The sequence below is a fragment of the Scytonema sp. UIC 10036 genome (assembly GCF_009725235.1).
Genome location: NZ_WJFC01000094.1, coordinates 1 through 16,016, shown reverse-complemented (window position 1 = coordinate 16,016; position 16,016 = coordinate 1). Strand labels below are relative to the sequence as shown.

13 protein-coding genes, 1 tRNA gene and 2 pseudogenes are annotated in these 16,016 nt (G+C 40.5%); 5 read left to right on the top strand and 11 right to left on the bottom strand.

What is annotated here, in order from left to right:
* Positions 1–117: 117 nt before the first annotated feature.
* Positions 118–2,442, bottom strand: a complete 2,325-nt coding sequence (locus tag F7734_RS34080; RefSeq protein WP_243147233.1) for an ATP-binding domain-containing protein — start codon at positions 2,440–2,442, stop codon at positions 118–120.
* A 650-nt stretch (positions 2,443–3,092) separates the two neighbouring features.
* On the opposite strand from F7734_RS34080, the gene F7734_RS34070 reads away from it, so the two are divergent.
* On the top strand, positions 3,093–3,635 hold the full coding sequence (locus F7734_RS34070) for a helix-turn-helix transcriptional regulator (RefSeq protein WP_155748955.1): 543 nt from the start codon (positions 3,093–3,095) through the stop codon (positions 3,633–3,635).
* 342 nt (positions 3,636–3,977) lie between these two features.
* Here the strand turns inward: F7734_RS34070 and F7734_RS34065 are convergent.
* The 4 genes and pseudogenes from F7734_RS34065 to F7734_RS34050 form a co-directional block, all read right to left on the bottom strand.
* Positions 3,978–4,202, bottom strand: a pseudogene (locus F7734_RS34065) (type II toxin-antitoxin system VapC family toxin); the annotation flags it as partial.
* Positions 4,203–4,331: 129 nt separating this feature from the next.
* A complete protein-coding gene (locus tag F7734_RS34060) occupies positions 4,332–5,183 on the bottom strand; it encodes an alpha/beta hydrolase (protein ID WP_155748954.1) in 852 nt (283 codons plus the stop codon).
* A 100-nt stretch (positions 5,184–5,283) separates the two neighbouring features.
* Positions 5,284–6,159, bottom strand: coding sequence for an AraC family transcriptional regulator (locus tag F7734_RS34055; RefSeq protein ID WP_347566335.1), 876 nt, complete (start codon positions 6,157–6,159; stop codon positions 5,284–5,286).
* Positions 6,160–6,363: 204 nt separating this feature from the next.
* The gene (locus F7734_RS34050; RefSeq protein ID WP_155748952.1) at positions 6,364–6,630 is read right to left on the bottom strand and encodes a hypothetical protein; all 267 of its coding nucleotides are present in this window, start codon (positions 6,628–6,630) and stop codon (positions 6,364–6,366) included.
* A 338-nt stretch (positions 6,631–6,968) separates the two neighbouring features.
* Here F7734_RS34050 and F7734_RS34045 point away from each other — a divergent pair, with 338 nt between their 5' ends.
* From F7734_RS34045 to F7734_RS34035, 3 genes are read left to right on the top strand one after another with little or no spacing between them, the layout of a single operon-like run.
* Positions 6,969–7,424: a hypothetical protein gene (locus F7734_RS34045; protein ID WP_155748951.1), complete on the top strand. Its 456-nt coding sequence runs from the start codon at positions 6,969–6,971 to the stop codon at positions 7,422–7,424.
* A 10-nt stretch (positions 7,425–7,434) separates the two neighbouring features.
* Positions 7,435–9,513 carry a hypothetical protein gene (locus F7734_RS34040; RefSeq protein ID WP_155748950.1) on the top strand — a complete coding sequence of 693 codons (2,079 nt, stop codon included), beginning with the start codon at positions 7,435–7,437 and terminating at the stop codon, positions 9,511–9,513.
* A complete protein-coding gene (locus F7734_RS34035; RefSeq protein WP_155748949.1) occupies positions 9,503–10,654 on the top strand; it encodes a hypothetical protein in 1,152 nt (383 codons plus the stop codon). Before F7734_RS34040 ends, F7734_RS34035 begins: the two co-directional genes overlap by 11 nt.
* Here F7734_RS34035 and F7734_RS34030 read toward each other — a convergent pair.
* The 5 genes and pseudogenes from F7734_RS34030 to F7734_RS34015 all read right to left on the bottom strand — a co-directional run bounded on the left by F7734_RS34030 (position 10,651) and on the right by F7734_RS34015 (position 13,798).
* Positions 10,651–10,764, bottom strand: a complete 114-nt coding sequence (locus F7734_RS34030) for a type II toxin-antitoxin system RelE/ParE family toxin (RefSeq protein WP_207714280.1) — start codon at positions 10,762–10,764, stop codon at positions 10,651–10,653. The genes F7734_RS34035 and F7734_RS34030 overlap by 4 nt on opposite strands.
* Before the next feature lie 802 nt (positions 10,765–11,566).
* Positions 11,567–12,043 (bottom strand): annotated as a pseudogene (locus F7734_RS34025) (transposase); the annotation flags it as partial.
* Positions 12,044–12,200: 157 nt separating this feature from the next.
* On the bottom strand, positions 12,201–12,323 hold the full coding sequence (locus F7734_RS65590; RefSeq protein WP_279239793.1) for a hypothetical protein: 123 nt from the start codon (positions 12,321–12,323) through the stop codon (positions 12,201–12,203).
* Positions 12,324–12,712: 389 nt separating this feature from the next.
* Positions 12,713–12,797 (bottom strand) — tRNA-Ser (locus F7734_RS34020).
* Between the two features lie 71 nt (positions 12,798–12,868).
* Positions 12,869–13,798 (bottom strand): TIGR04168 family protein, encoded by a 930-nt coding sequence (locus F7734_RS34015; protein ID WP_155748948.1) that lies wholly within the window; start codon positions 13,796–13,798, stop codon positions 12,869–12,871.
* A 154-nt stretch (positions 13,799–13,952) separates the two neighbouring features.
* Between F7734_RS34015 and nadA the strand changes: the two genes are divergently transcribed.
* Complete coding sequence (nadA, locus tag F7734_RS34010) at positions 13,953–14,927, top strand: quinolinate synthase NadA (protein WP_166482320.1); 975 nt, start codon at positions 13,953–13,955, stop codon at positions 14,925–14,927.
* Here the strand turns inward: nadA and F7734_RS34005 are convergent.
* On the bottom strand, positions 14,924–15,841 hold the full coding sequence (locus F7734_RS34005; RefSeq protein ID WP_155748946.1) for a hypothetical protein: 918 nt from the start codon (positions 15,839–15,841) through the stop codon (positions 14,924–14,926). The genes nadA and F7734_RS34005 overlap by 4 nt on opposite strands.
* Positions 15,842–16,016: the final 175 nt, after the last annotated feature.

Below are 16,016 nucleotides of genomic sequence, written 5' to 3'. Positions count from 1 at the left end.
TTTCATCCTCCCCTTAAAAGTGAGAGGCTCTCACGCTCCCATTATGTTTCAGAAGTCAATCCTATTTTTTTCATTGCTATTCCCATTGCCCATTGCCCTATCCCCAATCCCCAATCCCTAGTCTCCAATATCGCGCTTAGGCGGACGCTTGTAAGTGAATGTGAAAGTGTCGCCACTGGAAATCACTTGCCGCATCTCATCATACATTAGATAATTGCCGACACCACTCAGACAAGCCCAACCTCTTGCTCTGGTTAAACCGACAAAGAGCTGGTTCCGATAATTCACATTACTCTCATTGCGAGCCACATTATCGAAGCCAACCACATACACCATATCCGCCTCGTGTCCCTTAGCGCGGTTGGTGCGAGATACCGTTACCCCTCCCTCATGCCAGAATTTATCTGGGTCATTATTAGGCCATTGGGGAGTCAAGTCATTTAAGTTTAAAGCTGTAGGGATATAAACATCAATACTTTGGTCTAATAAAAAACCAGCGACATCAACTTCCAATTCCATCGCCTCAGAGTTAGAGCCTAAAACCACGACTAAAATATCACGACTGGGATTGAGACCATCAAACATAACGTTGTGCATAATGTTATCAGCCAGCGCCTGCAATTCTTCGCGGCGAGAACTGTAAGTTTGAAATTCTAAAACAGGTTTGCCCCAAAGTTCGGGAATGGGGTTGGGTGAGTATTCCATTGGTCGATGTACGGTGATTGGCTTACCAACTCGTCGAAAGTCTCCTTTGACTTCGTAACCAATTTTGTTCCAATCATCTCTATTGGTAATACCTGCAAGCATTCCCTGGGGACGTAGCAAACCCATACCAATTGCATGAGCCGCAGTGAGAATCGGTCCTGGCGTGCGGTAACAGCGACGCATGACCTCAGAACGCTTGATCCCGCCAGAGTACTGGGGTTGTTTGCTCAAAATATTGCTTAATTTCTCGCCAAAGACTTCTTTTGCCTTGGGAACTGCGATGCTATCTAAACTTTGCGCTTCATCATAAGCCCAAATTAGGCGGCGTTCTTCTGGATTTTCTTCATCTACGGGTCGCAACGCCTGATAAGCTAACCAGTAAATTGCTTGTTTATCGTCGATTTTGAGATCGGCTTCGGATACCAAATCCTGACCCTCATCAATCAAGATGGCATCAAATATTGGTTTAATATTGATTTCTTCTTGCAGCCGTTTGCACAGTTCTGCTAAACCTCGATTGGGTTGTCTTTCCTTTGTATCTGCAACTTTTTTGCGTTTTTTACCATGGAACTCGCAAATTGTCCCATACAAGCCTGGATGTTCTTTTGCACCCCATGCATGGAGAACTCGCAGCTTGTGATTGGTTTTTGGATCGTAAGTTAATTCACCAATGCTGAAGCGGCGAATCCATCGATCCAATAGCTCAATGATTAAGTTATATAAAGAGCGAGTGAAAAACACGATGGCAATATCCCAGTCTGGATGCTTGAGGTGCATGTGAGCCGCTTTTTGACACAACAGTACTGTTTTGCCTGAGCCTGCAATACCTCTTATTCTTTGAGGGCCGGGAGGGATTTCTTTGCCAATATGCTCTTGTTGCAAATCAATTTCGTATAGCTTTTGCCCCAGATTTTCCATAACCCTCGCACGGCTGTTGTCTGCGATAAGCCGGGTACGGCTTGCGCTAAGAGCGATCGCAGATGTTGTGCGGTTTGTGTTTTTGCGATGCACTGGCGTACCGCTAACCACTGACAGTAGCAATTCCCAGTCTCGATCCTCTAAGTTTTCTCCAGGAACGACAGCAGAGATTTGTTGAAATCGTTCAATACAACTGACTTTACTTAATTGGTCTTGAAAAATCAAAGGAGGACAGTTGGGTATTTGGTCTAAGCCTCTTTGTTGCCATTGTTCTTGAGTAATCAGGGGAAGTGCGACAATAGCTCGTCCGTTAACCTTGCGCCAAATAGCTGCGTCGGTATCATCTGTATGTGCTTCCTCCTGGACTTCGTTCGATTGACCGTTAACGGAGTAGGAGGGGTTATCGGACACGGGATGTGCATCGCGGTCGCTCTTAGCGCAAGCTGTACCCAGCTTATCGCAGTACCCAATCAAAGCGCGTAATTGATGTTCGGCTTGTTGATAGGGATTTGCTTCTGTGATATCAAAGTTCTGCAACTGCCAGATTCCGTCATTGATACTAGCAATTTGGTCAATAGTGACGGACAATATTTCAATGACCGATAAACCAAACTCGCGATCGGCAATAAGAATATCCGGTTCCTTACGAATTTTGCCCACCTTGGAGAAAATGGGATAACGCCAGTAAGCTATGCATTTTCTATCGGAAAAAGCATTTTTGATAGAGTCCCAAACTTTTTGTTCACCTGCTTCATAACCTGCTTTTAGCGGTTCGGTAGTAATAAATTTGCTAATTTGTTCTTCGTTAGCAACTGCCATTGAGTACCTGCCTGCGATCGTTGTTTTTTTGACACGGCGGCACCCTGAATATTTAGCAAGTTACCACAGGTAATCTGTGATTTAATACAGGAAAGTTACGGATAATCCGTTATTAAAAAATTCAGTGTATACACGGGATTAAATAATAAAATTGTGTAAATTTATGAAGTTGAGTGTGCCGATCGCAGTTGTTGCACAATACCCATTCACTCTCCTTGATAGATTTCGTCTCAAGAAGTAAGACACTTATGGAACCAGTTGTAGCAACTGCCCTTCAAAAGTTGGTCTTGGCGTCTTTGCGTGTTATTATGATTTACTTGGTGAAAAACCTTCACAGTCATCCCCATGTCCTATGTGGCGGGCTTCCGCTCTTCGACACTGGTGACGACAGAATGTCAAAGCCGTTTTCACCGAAGGGCGAAAATATCCTGAAACATACTTCTTTATGGAGAAAATTGAGGTGCAACTCAACTAAAAAACAGCGGTTTATCTAGTTGATGTGCATCAAAATAAGCGCTATCGCGTCACAACTTGCACTAAGTAGAGACGTGAAATTCTGTATATCTAAAACTTTATCTTGTCTACTGAATTAATGAACAGAGAACAAAATAGAGCAGGCATCACAATGACAATTTTTTGGGGAGGAAAAAATGATTAAGAACGATTATCAATTAATGGTCACAAAATCTTGGATTGAAAAATTCCATCAAGCTATTATGAATTTGTATCAGAATGAAGAAAAAAGGCGTAAAGATCCAGAAGGTTGGCAACTGTTAATAGATTCTTACTACGCTCATATCAAAAATCTTCATACAGAAATAGCAGAATATAAAAATCTGAAAAATCACAATCCCGAAAAATCTTTGGTTCTACAAAATGTGAACCTTAATATAGATGAAATTGGAGAGATTTTAATCAAGGTGAGAATTGCTAAGAAAATCACAGAGAAAGAACTCGCTGCACTCACGCAATTAACAGAAGAGCACATCAAAGAATACGAAAAACAAGATTATCAAAATGCGAGCTTTGACACAATGATAGAGGTAGCAGATGCTCTAGGCGTTAAGTTACAACATTGTATAGTTGTTGCAGAAAATAATGAATTCCTGGAAAATCAACTGATGGAAGTTCGGGAAGCTGAGAAAATTGAGGCGGAATTTCACTCAGTCATTGGTTTGATGGATTGCAATTGATGATAATAGTTGGGATTGTGTATTGAAAAAGGCTTGCTTGGATTTAATCTCACCGAACTAGCAGTTGCTTTCTTTTTTCAAATTGGGAAACTTTACAATTTCAGCGATCGTTTCTGTATTATCTAGATGTTTTTCAGGTCTCAAAGTTCCATATGTTTTTCGCTCTTAGCCATGATTCTCGACTCAAGCTTGCTAAACACACTTCATTTCGTCAAAAATTCAATTTTAGAAATTCCATGTAAAGACGCAAATATGGTAACAAATTAGGTAGTAGATATAACGGATGGTTTATTTGTAAGGTCGATAAGAACACCCATCTGTTACATCTATCAAGTATTCCGTTTATGGTAGTGGCGGAACCTCAAAGTCATTGAACGAACAAACATTGTAAGATGTCGCAGCTAGAGATCTTACTAAGCGCTGGTCTAAAGTTAGTAACGTAGCATTAACCTGCTGTGAAAGGGCGACGTAAGAAGCATCATAGGCAGAAATTCCATAAGATATTGCAATATTTACTGCATCTTCCATCAAATCGGCTGTTGAAACAACACTTAGGGATAATCTTTTGAGAGTAGCTAGATCCGTTGCAACTTTGTCAGCAGGGTAAAGCCCTGCTCATCTATCGCGATCTTCTCGAATCATAGCTGTGCTACCAGGCCATTCGATATCTGTTGGTAACTGCTCAACCCTTTACTTTTAAGTATGTTTTGCCAACCAATTCAATAATAGTTGATTTACTTGCTGCGATCGCTCTAGCATAAACCAATGCCCCGCACCTTCAATCCTCTCATACTGCCACTGAGCCGATACGTATTGTTCAGAATCTTTCATTTGTGATTCCCAGAGAAAATCGTCTTTAGTACTCCAAATACCGAGAGTTGGAACTTGTATTTGTACGGGTTTAGGTAATTGTCCAGCAAGAGCAGCAAGCAAATATTCGGCAACTGGATTTGCTTTTTCCAGTTTCTGCATATTCTCAAATACACCAGGTTTGACTATATTCTCTACAAGCTGCTCTCGGTTAGGATGAGTACGAAGAACTTCATGAAAAAATTGACCATTGTTCGCCCGATAAAGTTGAGGAGCAAGATTATGAATGTTGAGAAAATAAATCCATTGAAAGCGTAAATTTTCATGAGATAGTTTTAAAAACTCTGCCAGATGACCGACAGACATAGCTGTATAACTTTTCAATTGCTTCGCGTGGGCAGCTAGTTCCCAACCAAGTACAGCACCATAATCGTGAGCAACACAATGTACCTCAGCCACTCCCATTCGATCTAACAAGGTAATCATATCATTGACCAAATTAGCCAATTGATATCGACTCACATCTGTGGGTGCTTCACTCAAACCATAACCAAGTAGATCTGGACAAATCACACGATAGCCATTCTCTATTAAAGCTGTAACTTGATGTTTCCATACAGTGCTATCATCAGGCCAACCATGAATCAACAAAACACAGTCCTTTCCCCTTTCAGAATCTTTGACATGATAGCAAGCACCATTCAATTCAATCGTGTTGGTTGTTAGAGTATCCATCATACACTTTGAAGTTGAATTATTCAGATTTGAACAATTCACACTGTATCGAGATATCCTAAGTGAAGTCGCGCCTTTTCTTGCACACAGCAGCACATTCTTGCTATTGCTTTCGGAAAGCTCTAGGGGATATGCCAACTAAACGGTGAAAATGACGACTAAGATGAGTTGGATGAGCAAAGCCACAAAGTAAAGCTACATCCGTAACGTTATAGTCTGTTTGCTTGAGTAACTGCTTTGCCAGTTCTATGCGCTGTCGAATAACATATTGATGTGGTGTAATCCGCATTGATTGTTTAAACAGCCGAGCAAAGTAAAACTGACTAATTCCTGCGACTTTTGCTAAATCCTCTAGTGCAATATCTTCGGCTAAATGAGCTTGAATGTGTTCCAAGACTTGTTTTAGTTTGTGTTTTGGTAACCCCTCAAAAGGTTCAAAAGTTGTGCATTTAGATGTTAGGAATCGTTTCATTAAATGAGTTATTAAGGCTGTGCCAAACGACTCCCCATACAAACGACCTGCGGGACATCCAGCCTCTAAATCTGCCCTGAGTGCATTCGTTATAGTTTGAATAACGGGATCGAAAACTTTCCATTGAGGAATGAATTCAATTTGATTGCAATCTAACGCCTCTGTCTCACGAGCTAACTGCTTAAAAAATAATGGGTCAAATACTAGTAATGTGAAGCCCAGCTTTTCTTTCCAGCTTGTCCAATGATTTGTGTTAGCTGGACAAAGAAATGTTTCACCTCCACTAATCTCATAAGTCAGCAACTTATCTCCTAAGCGGCGTGAGTGAGCCGACCTGGAATTTGTATCAATGACTTCCAGCACATGAAACGGAACAGTATGCTCGCAAATTTCTGAACCTGGATGTTGATAGTAAGCAAGGAAGATATTCTTCCACCCTGCTTCTTTGCTTGTTAACAGGGGTCGTTCGGGAAGAATTTGATGAATTAACTCTTCCAATATTGTCACATTTAAACTCGGTTCCATCAGCCTAGCTTACACACTACTAACTACTTCCTTTCCGCCTGAAGATTACCTATTTAAATGAACCGCAAAGACGCAAAGAGCACGAAGAAAGAGAAACAGCAGATCGGTAATCTTATAGCACCGAAGGGAGTAATACTAAATTTACTTTTGTAACCCCTTTTTGCCCTAGTGGTTAATTAGTATCTATCATCTAGCGCGGTCTTCTCGAATCATAACTGTACTATATGACCATTCGATCTCAGTTTGCCGACTCTCAGGACGACGGCTTTCCTCGAAAAGTTTTGCTACATTCTGTCGCCTCTGTTCTACCATTCGCTGTTCTTGAACTACTGACAAGCCAGTTTGTAGGAGAGTGATGAGTTGGGCGTTGATAGAACTTTCTTGTGCTGTAGCTAACTCTTGCAACTGTTCATACAAGTCATCGGGTAAATCTAAGTTATGAAGCGTAGCCATCTACTGACCTCGTAAAATTTATAACGGATTGTAGCACTGTAGTACTAGCTTGAGTTGGTAGGGACAGAGGGGGATCTCTGTTATCCCATGCGTTGATAAATTTCGTTAATGTGTTCGCGTTCCCCTGACTTGACTTATCACATAATTGTTAAAATTTTGACTTTATATGAATAAACAAATATCATATTCTCTCACAAATTATTGAGGATTGCTGTAGAGACCCTAAGAATTGTTGTATGATGTAGAGTTTAGGTGATACGAGTCTAACTCCTCATCGATAAATACAGGTAATATTTAAGTTTTAGCGTAATGTTCGTCAATACTTAGAGAGCAACACAATGAGTAGCAATAGTTCAAGTCAATTGCAGTTGCGTGTTTGGCAATCTTGTCGCTGGCGACGAGAATACTTGGACACTAACAAGAACGGTTTAGCAGATATTACTTCTTTCCAAGAATGCATTTATTTGTGGGAACCGTTTAGCGATCCTTTTGGTTCTGTTATTGGTACTGAGTTAACTCAGCAACTACGGGAGGTATTAATAGAAAATTTTGCTCTAGCAAGACCACCTCATGAACGTGGAATCGAGAATCTTAAGAAAGCAATTGAAGTTATGGACACTATATTGTCTAGCAAAAATGACTCATCTTGGGGTGATTCAGAAGAGTTCGGATATTTAAGCAATGGCGGAAATGTAAATCTTCGTCAACATCACCTTCTAGCGTTACGCCAGCACATTCAGTGGATATATGACACATTTGTTGGTGTTCCAGGTGTTAACGTATCGCTGCGCTAAAGAGGAAAACATGGAATTCAGGTTGCTTAGTCAACAAGAAGCACTTCAATTCATTGCCGAAATAGGTAGCCAAGGAAATCTATTTGAAATAGACCTTGGGGAGGATATCTGTTTCGGAACAGATAAATGGGTTAATGTTGGAAGAATTTGGTTATACCCAGGAGGACAAGTTTCCGAAACTGAAACTCGATACGATGAGTTTTGTGCTGCCAAATTCGGTGGGTTTGAATGGCAACTACCAACCACAGATAAGCTTAGGGAAAATATTTTTAAGTTTTTAGATTCTTCTAGTTACCCCAAAGAAAGTGTTGAAAAAGCTTTTCGGGAAGGTTTACAAGACGTTATTCGGCGCACATTGCTACTTTTACCTGTTTTTGATGTTGAAACAATTTCTCGAATACCTTTACAACGACCAATAACTATCGTGACAGATACATCAGCAGTTCACCAAGGAGGACTAGATTTTGTATGTCGCTTTCTCACCCCTTGGGCAAGAATAAAAGTACCAGCCATAGTTCATATGGAAATCTTAGCTCAAGTGGACAATTACTTGTCTAAAATCCGATGGAATAGTGACAATAAGAAGAAAGCTCACAGTAATCCTGCAACACTTCGTCAACATTTGCTTAGTCAAGGAGGACAAAGAACGTTGCTACGTCTTGAGTTCCATTCAGATGCAGAAATGGAGCGAGGTGATTTGGGAGCCGATCCCCTGCGTGGTATTGTGACATCTAGTAGCGATTCTGAAGACAAAGCTCTTGGGCTACAAAACGTTACTAGGAGTTTTGCAGATCGTCTCATTGTGGAAACAGCTCGGCGTTTTCAAACAGAAGTTCGCCCCAGTCATCCCCTTGCTCTTCTAACTAGCGATCAAGGAATGGCTAGAATGGCTATGGCTGAAGGGATTGATGTCTTGTTTTTTCAAGCTCGTTCTGTTCCTAAATTTGATGGCAGAACACTTACTGGAACTCTTTTTCACCCCTTTAAATCAACACTTTATACTGTTTCTCTGACTACTCTATTGTGGGAGTTAGCTGTATCTTTTGGTTGTCTTCGTATACACAATCCCGACACAAATGCCTCGCTACAATTATGGGGTATTCCTAGTTCTGAGGGAGTAACTTGGCAACCACTTCATATTAAGGACGATCTTTTGTGGGGCAAGTTTGAGCCGGGAACATCTACTCGCATTGTTTCGGTACAACCAGATACTAGCTCTTTTTCATTTGTACCTGATGTAACCGTAAGTAAACAACAAACGAGTTCATCTTCTCCCCTAAATACAGATATTTTACCTGAAGGCTATGCATTCAGCCCAGACAGAATGTTTCAGTTGATTAAAAGTTTAGTAGAGACAAGAGAGTTAACAACTGAAATAGCACAAGCAACAATAGGCTTAAAACATCAAGATCGTTTTAACCTATATAAAAACTTCCTCCGCAGTGGCTCATTTATTGAAATACACGACGAGCGCATTAAATCGACACAATTCCTAATGTCACTTTGGCAAAGTATACTAAGTAGAGATCTTACTAGTTTTTTAAATTACTTGAGAAAAATCCCCTCATTTGAGAAAGTTTATAATTATGTTAAAAGACTCAAGGTTGTTGAACCTCATGATAAAGAATTGCCCCTTAGAAATAAAGCAAAATCAACTTATATTCGACTGGGTGAAGCTGCTTGTGCTTGGCTGAACATAACAAACAGAGGAATTGTTATTACTGACAACAAACCCGAACTAACGGATTTTGCTAATGTAGCAGTTGAGGTTTATAAATTGATTTGCTCTCAGGGAGATACAGAGTGGGTACTTACGGGTCTTTGGTTAGAAGAATTGGCTTTCTACCACCATATCCATCCTATATTTGTTAGAGAACTTTTAGAAAAGGCACGGTTCCAAAAGTTATTAGATGTATATGTTGAAGGATCTACACCAGATACACGCTTTGAACAGCATAATTTCTGGATTCTTAAGATAAGTGATGGAATTCCTCAGTTAGAGAAAATTTTTCTGTATCATGGTGATTTTCTCATACCTGGTACAGCAACGGTACGTATCAAGGTCGAAGGAGCTAAAAATGCCTCTTGAAAATCTATTTACAGACGAGGCTGTTGACACCCCAGAAAAGACTCAGAAGTTACTTTACGAAAAGTTTGGTGTGTTAACCAACCCTTTCCCTAGTGCTGGGCAGACTAGTGGTCATCCACATATGCCTACAGAAGCGGACAAACAAGTTGATACTGCGGTGAAAATATTTTACAGCGATCGCAAATCTCATGTAATTTCCATCACTGCTAGCCAAGGTATTGGCAAGACAAATCTTCTGAACGCATATGAGGCGGCTTTGCGTGAAAAACTTAGTCCACTGGGCTTTTTTGTAATTCGCTACGTAGCAGATCCAGAACCTTCTTTTGACCCATTAATTAGATCGCTTTTTGAAAATCTTGGAAAAGATTTCTTACGTTCGTCAATTAACGTACTATCAGAAAAACAAGATAATAATATTGACCAGCTGTTAGAGTTTGTTAGAACAGTTGAAATTAAACTTATGCTTCAAGCTCTCTTAAATGCTAAAAATGAATCTGAAGAAAAGTTTGATTATCGTTTATCATTAGCACATCAATGGCTTTTAGGAATGCCTGTGAGGAAAGTTCATCAGAATGAACTAAATGTCAATTTCCGTTTGGATACTGTAGAGGCAAAAACCAGGGCATTACGCGATCTTGTTTATTTTGGTGCAGAAATGAAAACCCTAGCAGGAATTTTTCTTCTTTTAGACGAACTAGAAAAACAAGATTTCAGCCTTTCTAAAACTATTGTTTTAAAATATTTATCAGCTTTGCGTGCTTTAATCGATGCACTTCCAAAATATCTTTTCCTAATGGTTGCATTAACTACAGATGCTCTTAATCGCTACCGGGAAATGCTTCCTGCTATTAGGGGTCGTCTTTCAAATGAAGTTCAACTAACTCCTTTAAGAAATGAAGAAGAGGCTGTAAGATTATTTCGCTTTTACCTCGAACAAGCAAAGAGAGAAGCGAAAAATTTGGTATCAGACAAACAATGGCAGCGTGGAAATGAAACCCTTTTGAACGAGGATTCTGCACGACTACTGTTCTATCAGCTGTCCAAAGGTAGTAACATTCAAGGTGTTCGACAGCGTGACTACCTTAATGCACTATATGAGAAAGCAAATGAATCCATCGCCAATGCCACTCACGAGTTTTAGGTTGTAACGGAACACAGACGATCGGCAGCTTGTGGGCTATATTCAGCAACATAGTTCCAAATGTCCTCAAGGTCTTGCATTGCTTGAGTAGAAATTCTATACCGACTCATGAGGTGTCTCCTACACCTCTTTAGTAATTTTCATTCTTCTCAAATCACCTCTGCTTTTGGATTCGTTAATACAGCTATTACTTACCAACTTTTTAACCGCGCTTGTTGACTTACCCGAAGATCGCCTGTTACTGAACCGGTGTTCTAGCTTTTGTCTGGAGTTTAGACTAGTCAGGAGTGCGAAACTCTTGAACAAATTACTGAAAAAAACTTAATGAATTCTCAAGATTTATCTGTGAAAAATAAATTCTCTCAAGTGGTATTCAAATATTATAAAAGATATTTTAGACCATGAAGTTTAGATAAAATCAGAGATGAATGAAGATTCAAAAATTCAGTGTGAGCTAGAAAACTTTGATGATGAACTGATGATGAGCGCGATCGCCAATCAAATAAAAAGTTTTTGAAAAGCCAAGACAAGTGGGCATTTCAGATAAATGGAGGGAGGGATTTGACAAAACAACCAGGGAATTGAACATTTCAGGCGCTCCGGCTTCAAAGCAATGCTGTTTACCTTCTGGTTCAAGAAGGGAGAAGTCTTGATTTTGATGCTTAGATTAAGTTGTGGTGAGCTTTCAACTTTGAGATTTCTGATTTTTTGAGGATTCGTTTTGTCCGAGAGTGCGACCCATAATAGTTAAATTATGAGCAATAATTCCCCAGCCAACCCAACGAGAAAATCCAGATTCTCCATGATACAAACAACGTTCTAATCCAAAGGAACGTTTCAGAAAACTGATACGTCCCTCAACGCCGTTATGCCAATGACCGAACCATGCAGGGGTGCAGGGGGCACCTTTGCAGAGGGAAAGTGAATATTCGTTGCCACAACTGTACCATCAGTTCTCAACTTCTTACCCTGAGTGATATGTAACTGTGTCGCACATGCAGTTAGACGCTGATTAAATTGCTCCAATATCTTGTGATTAATTTGATTTGACCACCGAATCAAAGTACTTTTATCTGGAATCGGATGAAAGTAAATTCTACAAAATTGTCTTAAGATTAAACTTTCATTCACATTGACAATCACCTTTTCATAGCTAAGTCCACGTAAGTGTTTTAGCACTAACATTCTGAAGATAACTTCTACAGGAGTTGAAAGTCTCCCGGCTTTAGTTGTTTTTGGATAGCGCAATGATAAGTCAGATTCAATTAATTTCAATAATTGTTCATCTGCCAAAATTTTATCAATTTCTGACATGAAAGCATCCATTTCTCCAGCTAATTGAATCAAAATACTAAATTCTTTATCCACTTCATATTTCTGACGGAGCATGGAATTAAAGTCCTTATTCGTATCTGAAAAAATCTGGACACAGTGAACATACTTTGATTCGCTCTGATACAGATTGTTTTTGATAAAATCCTTTTGAAAACTTAATTTTTCCTCAAAAGATTTAGAAAAACGAAAATAATTCTCTAGCGCTCTTTTGTCACTTTCGGTAGGGAATAATCTGGAACCCTTGCTCAGGAAGGGCTTTACCTAAAAAGTGTTGCTTTGCAGTCTCGCCACGTTCGCAAGCGCTAATCTCCTTACCAAATCTAAGTTTCATCATTTAGCCTCGATTTTTCTCTCCCCATAGTGACAAAAGAGGGCTAAATAAAAGTAAAAGCTAGACACGATAAGCGTTTTCAGCTTTTTTTTTCCAAACCAGTGCCCAGTTATAACATTTAGAGGCTTAAAATCCTTGCACTTTTGTAGAAAATCCTTGGGGAAATTTGAAAACGAGCGCGATGAATCGACTATTTTTCAAGCTGTGCTGCTTCTAGATTTGCTCTGTAAACTTTTTCAGCAGACCCTACGTAAAAATCCTAATGAAGTTGTTTCTTCCCTAAATAGTATGGGGCAGGAAGTAATTCTGAAAGCTACAGTCAACAGAAAATGTTAAAGGAGTTTTCTCCTAAATGCTCATTTCCTAAGAAAGAATACTTTCTAATTTTTCAACGGAGAGGGGGAGATTCGAACTCCCGGATGCTTTCGCATCATCCGATTTCAAGTCGGACGCAATCGACCACTCTGCCACCTCTCCAGTAAAGCTGCAGCTATTCGCTGTCAGCTGTCAGCGATATTAGCTGACCAGTTACTAAGTATATCTCATCTTCAGGCAGTTTGCACTACTGGGCTGGGTTTTTTATAAAGAATTTCTTCTGAGGCAACAGAGAAATCTTTGCCAACCCAAACAAGGGACACTTGGGATACGGAACCGCCTTCTAACAGAACAATTGAGAAGTTACGTTGCTTACCAACATTAGTTTCCACAATTCTGGGTACACTAGCGGCATTCAAGTAAACAACGCCTTCTGGACTGGTGAAAATACGTTTTCGCGGTTCTTTTTTGGTGTGCCGCAGGGTGTGGTGCATGTGACCAAATGTGACGAGGGGAATGGTTTTACCAGCAATCATGGACTGCGCGATCGCTTCTGCCAAATCGGGGTCACCAAAGTCACCTCCTATGGGATGCCAATCTTTGCCGCAGGGGTCTTCTGGACGTTCGCCCAGCCCAGTGGGTCCGTTGTGACCGATAAAAATGATATTCTCATAAGCCGCACTCTTTGCCGCCGCGACAATGCGGGCTGTGGAATCTTCAAAACTGGTGACTCCAAACCATTGTTGGTAGAAATCGGCGTATTTCCACTCAGAGCCACCCCAGCTAAAGGGACGACCACCAACAACGGTTAAATTGCAGTTGGGAAAATCCAACTTCCCGTAACCAATTTGGGTTTCTCCTAACAAATCGAGTTGTTGCTGTACCCAGTTTTCCTTGGTGCGATCGTAAGGACACTTCTTTCGTCCCCATTCCGTGGCTGTGTACCAAGCATCGTGGTTTCCCATGACTGCTGCTTTGGGAATGTCTAGGGAAGCGATCGCTCTCACTACGTCTACCGATTCATTCCCAAAATCACCAACAAATAGCACTAGGTCAACGCCCAAATGCTTGAGTGCAATGCCATCTTCTTCTTCCCATTGGTCGTGAACGTCTCCTACTACAGCAATTTTTATGGTTTTTGAGTTTGTTTTCTGACTGGTCATGCCACTTTCCAAGCATATCTGTTTTTAGCATAGGAAACTTATGGGGTTTTGACACAACTCCAAGGAAGGAGGGTTACCCCCCAACTATTTTTGGTAAAAACTACTATAATTGAATCCACGATACAAAAATTTGCAATTCCAATACAACCTAATTGTGTTTACTACCGCACTAGCTCAACGTGGAAAAACGGAACAGGGCGCTCTACCACTGGATTTATTTGCAGCCATTGAGACTCTTAAAAAAGAACTCAATGCGATCGTCCTGGCACATTACTATCAAGAACCAGATATTCAAGATATTGCAGACTTTATAGGAGATTCGCTCCAGCTTGCCAAAGCCGCAGCCAATACACAAGCGGATGCGATCGTCTTTGCTGGTGTTCACTTTATGGCAGAAACGGCAAAAATTCTCAATCCAGATAAAATGGTACTGTTACCGGATCTCAATGCTGGCTGTTCTTTAGCTGATAGTTGTCCAAGAGAAGCGTTTGCCGCTTTTAAAGCCTTACACCCAGATCACCTAGTGGTTTCCTACATCAACTGCTCTGCTGAGATTAAAGCACTAAGCGATATTATATGCACCAGTTCCAATGCCGTCAAAATTGTTCAGCAAATCCCAAAAGAACAGCCCATCATATTTGCACCTGACAAAAATTTGGGGCGGTATGTGATGGAACAAACGGGACGAGATTTGGTATTGTGGGATGGAAGCTGTATTGTTCATGAAACTTTTTCTGAAAAGAAAATAGTGCAGCTAAAAATTGCCCACCCAGAAGCAGAAGCGATCGCTCACCCAGAATGTGAAACAAGCGTATTGCGCCATGCCAGCTTTATTGGTTCGACAGCGGCATTACTCAAATATTGTGCGGAAAGTTCCTCTCAAGAATTTATTGTCGCTACGGAACCGGGTATCATTCATCAAATGCAAAAACAAGCGCCCCATAAACGCTTTATACCAGCACCGCCGGTAAACAACTGTGCTTGTAACGAGTGTCCTTTTATGCGGCTAAATACCTTAGAGAAGCTATACTGGGCAATGAAAAATCGAACTCCGGAAATTACCTTACCAGAGGATACTCGCGTAGCTGCATTGAAACCCATTCAGAGGATGCTAGAGATGAGCGCTTAGAACTCAGAAGGTTTTTTTCTAGATTCTTTTTCAGCAGCTTCACTATATTTTTTATATAGTTTAGTACGGATTTGAGCTTCCTCATAACGGCTGTGGTTTGGTGGTACAGATTTCATTAATTCTGATGCCCGTTGCCATCGAGCAGCCAAATCTAACCATTGAACTGAGGTTTGAGCCATTTTACCAGTTGCAGAAGCTTGGTTAGCAATTCGCACTGCTGCTGAAAAGGGATCTTCAGATGACGTAGAAGCACTTGGGATGCTAGTGGTAGGTTGAGTGGGAAAATTGGTTTGATTTGTTATTCCTGAAACTATTGAATTCAGTGATTCTGCGCGATCGTTATTTTTTGATTGGCTACCAAACAATGTATAACCAGCCCACCCAAGCGACAGTAAAAACACGACACAACTAACTCCTCCTAACAATCTTTTGGCACGAGAATATCTGAATTTGTTCTTCTTATTAACTACGACAAGACGAGAAGATTGGGAGGTTGGCAGAACCGCCTTGCCCCGATCTTTTTTTCGCTCTTTGAAATCTTTTATCAATTGCTTAAAAATATTAGGTTGAACTAACGTAATTTCCTGTGACCAAAGCAATTGATTCTCAGAATCGCGACTAATTTCCTCTAACCACAGCAATTGCTGTTCTCGAACAATACGACTATTGATATTGACTCGATAAACGTTGCGCGGTGCAATAGACTCAAGAATTTGCTGGACTTGCTCAACCAGAGTCCTTTGTTCGAGGTTATCTAATGTACGTGCCTCACACAGTAATTGCAACACACCAGCGTCAAAAATAGCTCTAGTTCTGACGCCCGAACCAGCGAGTTTCTCGTTTAACACTTGAATTATTGCAGCAACGCTACCGTGGTGAGCCTGCCAAACGATATCATTTATCCGATCTACCATTTCCATTTGTGGATATGTAATAGCTGTTTAACCCTGAATTAATTGACAAACAAATTTATTTAAAAAATTTTAGCTTTGTCTTGATTTAGATTTTATGTGTAAAAATCAGAGGATGCCATATTCGCGAGAAAGTAGATGTAGTTATACCCTGTTTAATGAATAACTTATACTAATT